5 protein-coding genes are annotated in these 5642 nt (G+C 52.2%); all 5 read left to right on the top strand.

Annotated elements, in window-relative coordinates; translation table 11 throughout:
• The first annotated feature begins 483 nt into the window (after positions 1 to 483).
• Positions 484 to 1098: a hypothetical protein gene (locus ABYP33_RS16995; protein WP_373092344.1), complete on the top strand. Its 615-nt coding sequence runs from the start codon at positions 484 to 486 to the stop codon at positions 1096 to 1098.
• A 129-nt stretch (positions 1099 to 1227) separates the two neighbouring features.
• Complete coding sequence (locus ABYP33_RS16990) at positions 1228 to 1998, top strand: glutathione S-transferase N-terminal domain-containing protein (protein WP_373092343.1); 771 nt, start codon at positions 1228 to 1230, stop codon at positions 1996 to 1998.
• A 272-nt stretch (positions 1999 to 2270) separates the two neighbouring features.
• The gene (locus ABYP33_RS16985; protein WP_373092342.1) at positions 2271 to 3083 is read left to right on the top strand and encodes a DUF3348 family protein; all 813 of its coding nucleotides are present in this window, start codon (positions 2271 to 2273) and stop codon (positions 3081 to 3083) included.
• On the top strand, positions 3080 to 5182 hold the full coding sequence (locus tag ABYP33_RS16980; protein WP_373092341.1) for a DUF802 domain-containing protein: 2103 nt from the start codon (positions 3080 to 3082) through the stop codon (positions 5180 to 5182). The genes ABYP33_RS16985 and ABYP33_RS16980 overlap by 4 nt, the downstream gene beginning before the upstream one ends.
• Positions 5179 to 5642, top strand: a 464-nt coding sequence (locus ABYP33_RS16975; protein ID WP_373092340.1) for a hypothetical protein, incomplete at its 3' end; no start/stop codon positions are given. The genes ABYP33_RS16980 and ABYP33_RS16975, both read left to right, overlap by 4 nt.

Below are 5642 nucleotides of genomic sequence, written 5' to 3'. Positions count from 1 at the left end.
TCGGGCTTTCGCGATGCGATTGATACTCATGCTGGCGATGGCGTCGGCTTTGTCTTTGTGCAGTCAGATAATGTCGAGGGTGGCCTGTAGTTTATTGCACCAAAGGTAAATGACTAAGGCGCCTGCGGGCGCCTTTTTTGTTGTTTGGTCGCGCTGTAATTGTGCTGCGAAATACCGGCGTGGTGTTTAATACGCAATGCTGCTAAGTCTTAACTTGCTGCATTCCTTAGTATTAATATTTATCGTTGGTTATGGCGAGGTCTCGCGACGGGCTGTGCGTATCCGCAATTTTAGCCTAGGGCTACGATACAGCGGGAGATCGTAGTAAACTTGGCGCCGTTAGAATTCCTCAAGAAAGATTAATGCCATAGAATTTTGGAATGCTATGTGCCTCGCTACGGTGCTTAGGGCAAGGATTGGTCGGTAGGTATCGAGTTAAAAATCCCGTGTTTATGTAGAAATCCGATGTAAAAAGGAACCGTAATGAAATCCATTTTCCCGTTAATATTCGCCACTTTGTTTTTATTTTCCTGTGCAAGTAACGAAACCGTGGTGTATTCAAATGGATTCAGTTTTGCCAATTACGATTATGTTGTTATCGAGCGCGATACCAATAGCGCGATATACGGTATGGACCTTGAATTTGGTAATATGATTGGCGCCTACAATATGGCCGTGGTGGGTTCTAAAGAAATTGAGAATCTGCCCTATGAGGCAAAAAAGCGTACGCTTGGCGTTCAGTTGTCGGTTAGCGGCAGCAGTGAGCGTATTATGCTGGGCATATCCTTCCAAGATTTTGTTACCGGTCGCACCGTCGCGACCATTGGCTCTGCTGAGAAGGGCGATTTATTCGATCGCGATGATCGCACCGAAATTTTTGATTTAGTGACCGGAACAGTGGTTGCGGCTATTAAGCGAGATAAACAACTTAATGTAGAAAATGGCCGCAGCCTTGATCGCAGTCCGCCGATGGCGGTTACCGCGCCGCGTTACAATGATCGAGATGACCGCAATGATCGCAACAGCGATACCGAAGAGTGGCGCTACGAACCCTCTGCGGAAAAGGCCTACACCTTGACCCCAGATTTCTCTGAATAATTCCATTCACTATCACCTACCCCGACTAGCGATAATGTGCGCATTGCATTGAATCATTGAGCGCGGGGTATCCGTCACAGCCATATTGGTCTTGTGCTAACGTAATGTATTTGCCTAGGGTCTCTAGCTATGAACGCGCTTGATTTTACGACTTCTATTCTCGCCAGCAGCATCCGTGCCTGGCGGGGCACCACGGCATTTTCACACCGTGCGAAACAGCCGGGAAAGCTACTTGAACTCTACGATATTGAAGGCTGCCCGTATTGCCGCCTAGTGCGGGAAGTACTGTGTGAATTAGATATTGATGCCATAATTTACCCCTGCCCTAAAGGTGGTATGCGCTTTCGTGCCGCCGCGCTCGATATTAGCGGCGTTAGTCAATTTCCGTTGTTGGTCGATCCCAATACGGGTGACGCGATAGTCGAGTCAGCGGATATTATCGCCCACCTTTATCAATATTATGGTGGCGGTAAAATACCCAGCGCTAAAGGGCTTGGCAGGCAGGTCGCTGTCGCCAGCTCCATGTTGGCCACAGCGTACCGCTCTGTTGGTCGCGCGCGTGGGATGTATGCGAAAAATGCTGAGGCCCCGACTCAGCCCCTCGAACTCTATAGTTTTGAATCTAGCCCTTATTCGCGGCCGGTGCGTGAATTACTGTGCGAGTTAGAAATTCCGTATCGCCTGCGTAATTTTGCCAAGTCGCGCTGGCAAGAAATGGGGCCGCCCTTGGTGCGGGCCAAGTTTTTCCCCGACGCACCCATTAGCAGCCCTAATCGCATTCGACTGAACGAGTTAACTGGCCGTTCTCAGGTGCCTTACTTAGTCGATATCAATACCGGCGTTGGGATGTTCGAGTCGACCGATATCCTCGCTTATTTACAGCAAACCTACGGGCGTTAAATCGAGTATTGCTGGGTGCAGAGCCTAACTGCCGCATGTTGTCTATGTGGCCGTTTTGGTAGATGCAGCCACAATTCTTGAATATCGGCGCGAATTAGCGATAATTGGCCGCAAAGTAAATCAGCCCGTGGGGGCGTTATAAGCGCAATTTTCTCGCTGGGCGGTATCTTCTTGCTGTTGGGCTTCGTGTCGGCTTATGTGGCTCGCGATAGGTATCTTGGCCTGGCGGTGTTTAAAGTGGTCTGAATGCGGGCACAATAATAAAGGTGACTATGAGTTCGGTTTCAGTAAAAAGCTCGCGCCTACAGGCGGTCCTCAGCGAATTGGCGCTAGGGAATGCCGAGTTGAGCCACAAGAATTTTGCTGAAAAGCTAGGCCAGCTAATCGATCTGTCTGGCTCTATTGCCCTTGCTGAGTCGCTGCGGGGCCTGCAAAAGCTTGAGTTCACGCCAGCCACAAGCGATGTGTCGGCACTCAAAAGCAGCTTTTTAACAAGCCGCGCGGAAATGCTGGCTTTTATTCTTAACAGCTTTATCAGCGAGCTCCATGAAGGCCAAGACAGCTCCGCGCCGTTTATACTGCCGCGCGCCAATGCCGAAACCTTGGCGGACCCAGAAGCTGGCTTTCAAGCGTATCAGCGCTTTTATAATTTACATCAAAGTCAGCTCGATCATCGGGTACTGGTGTTGCGTCGACAGCTGCAAGAGGCGCTTGCCGGGCAGTCACCACAATTAGCGCAATTGGCCGAATTGGATCGCAGTCTCGCCGATAAGCTGGGCGACTATACCCGCAAGGTATTTGCGAGTATTCCCCGCTTATTAGCTCAGCGGTTTTATTATTTGAACCGGCAATACCGCGCAGTACAAGAAGCTCAGCGCAGCGCCGCAGATGACACCGGTTTGACGCTGGCGTTAGAGCCAAAATTGATGAGTGACAGCCCGGCGCTGTGGATGCAGAAAGGCGCTTGGCTCGATAACTTTTTCACCGAAATGCAGGGCTTATTACTGGCCGAACTAGAGTTGCGTCTCATGCCCGTAATGGGCCTGCTGGAAGCACTAGAAGTCGAGGTAGAAACACAAAAATGACGAGAACTTTGTCGATAGTCGCCTTTGTTTTAGGCGAAATTATAGTTCTGTGGGTGGCATCTGCTTTTGTTGCTAGTAATTTATTAGCACTGGGTGTCACCCTATTAATTGCCTTTGCCTATAAGGTCGGTTTTGCCGAGCTAGTGCGCTATCAGCAGGCAAGCTGTGCCCTAGATGCCTCGTTGAGCGCGGCGGGCGACGCGATTGATGACTTAGATAAATGGTTGGCCAATGTGCCGGCGGTGTTGCGCAATGCGGTTGGTCAGCGGATTCAGGGTGAGTATGTTGGCTTGCCCGCCCCCGTGTTGACGCCATATTTGATCGGCTTGCTGGTGATGCTGGGTTTGTTGGGTACCTTTATTGGTATGGTCGATACCTTGAAAGGTGCGGTGTTAGCGCTGGAGGGCACCACCGAGCTCGACGCTATTCGCACTGGCTTAGCGGCGCCAATCAAGGGCTTGAGTATGGCCTTTGCTACGTCGGTTGCCGGGGTTAGCGCCTCGGCGATGCTGGGCTTTATTGCGACGCTGAGTCGGCGCGAGCGACTGCAGGTGTCGCGACAGCTCGATAGTCGGATGCGTTCGGTGTTTAAACATTACTCCCTGAGTCATCAGCGCAGTAAAAGCTATACCGCGATGCAGCAGCAAGCGGCAGCCCTGCCGGAGGTTGCTCAGCAGCTTAGCGAATTGGCAAGTCGGCTCGGCCAAATTGGCGATGACGTAGGCAATAAACTCATCGCCGGGCAGGAAAAGTTTCACGCCGCTGCGCAAGCCCAGTACCGCGAGTTGGCACAGTCAGTAGACCATTCCTTAAAGCAAAGCCTAGCCGACAGCGGACGCTTGGCAGGTGAGAATATCGCGCCGGTGGTGCAGGCGTTTGCGCAGGATATTAGCCGCGAGTTACAGCAGACCCAGCGGCAGCTTAGTGCGAGCGCCGAAGCACATTTAGACGGTTTGGGCGGCAGGTTTGTTAAAACAGCGGAGGAGCTTAATACTGCCTGGCAGCAGGGCATAGCCGATCAGCAAGCCAGCAGCGAGCGCTTGCTTGCGAAGATCGATGATGGTCTGGGTGCGTTTAACACGCAGTTTAGTACAGCGACCAGTTCGCTATTAGATACTTTTAATCAGGTGAGCAGTGACGGCTTGGCGCGGCAGCAGGCGGCTGAGCAGGCGCGTTTAGAAAACTGGTCAGCCGTGTTTAATCACAGCGCCGACTTATTGCGCGACAGTGCAGCGCAATTGGCGAGTAATGCACACAACGGTTCTCAAGAAGTGGTGGCGGAGTTCCGCGACCTAGTTAAGACCTCCGAGCAGCTCACTCAAGCTCGTATCGCCAGCGAAGACAAATGGTTGAAAGACTATCAGCAGCGTATGGCTGAGCTGGGTAATACTCTGAAGACTGAGCTGGGCAGCCTTCGGGATGTTGAAGAGCGTCGCGGCGAGGCGGCCGTTGCGCGCTTGGCAGAATTACAAGGGGCGGTAGCCCAGCACTTGGCGACCTTGGCCAATGCCTTAGAAGAGCCGATGGCTAGATTGATTGAATCGGCGTCGGAAACCCCGCGAATTGCCGCCGAGCTCATGACGAAATTGCGAGCGGAAATGAGCGACAATATTGAACGCGACAATAGCTTGCTGAAAGAGCGCAGCGAATTACTGCTGCAGCTCAACAGTCTGTCTGAGTCGTTACACGCTTCTGCGGCAGGTCAGCGCGAAGCCGCCGAAAATATTTTGAAAAATTCCGCTGAATTACTCGACAATATCGGCAGCCGCTTTACTGATAAAGTGAGTGATGAAACTGGTAAACTCGCTAAAATTATCAATCACTTTGAGGGCAGTAGTGCTGAGTTGGCCAGCTTAGGCGAGGCGTTTAGCACGGCGGTGGCCTTGTTTAGTGAGTCTAATAATAGCCTTATTGGCACCATGGCCTCGATTGAATCAGCCCTGAGCAGTAGCACCGAGCGCAGTGATGAGCAAATGGCCTATTACGTTGCTCAGGCGCGGGAAATTATCGACCACAATATGTTGTCTCAGCAAGATATTATCAGTCAGTTACAGCAGCTCAGTGGCAAGGCGGTTGCCCAAGCGGGTGAGCGGGCGTGAGTATTTCAGAGCTGGACGACGGCCTAGATCAAGAGCCGCCGATCTGGGCGATCTTTGGCGACTTAATGACCGGCCTCGTTGGGGTGTTTGTTCTCCTGCTGGTGTGGACCTTGGGTTTTCAGCTGGAATTATCGCAAACCCTAGAGCAGGAAATCCAAAAGCGCGAAGTGGCCGAGCAGCGCCGTCAGGCCTTGGAGGCGGCTCTTGCGGACCCCTTGGCGACTGGGCGAGTGACCTTGCGCGATGGCCGCATTGGTATCAGCGGCAGTGTGTTGTTTTCTTTAAACTCGGCTGAACTGCAAGAGGAGGGGCGGGCGCTGCTCCATACTTTGCGGGCACCGCTGCAAGTGTATTTGACCGACAGTGAGCAGCTATTAATGGTCAGCGGCTTTACTGACGATCTGCCAATTCAGCAGGGAAATCTGCACTTTAGCGATAACTGGGAGCTGTCTGCGCAGCG

The sequence above is a fragment of the Zhongshania sp. genome, assembly GCF_041584495.1.
Taxonomy (GTDB): domain Bacteria; phylum Pseudomonadota; class Gammaproteobacteria; order Pseudomonadales; family Spongiibacteraceae; genus Spongiibacter.
This window is presented reverse-complemented; position numbering and strand designations above follow the sequence as displayed.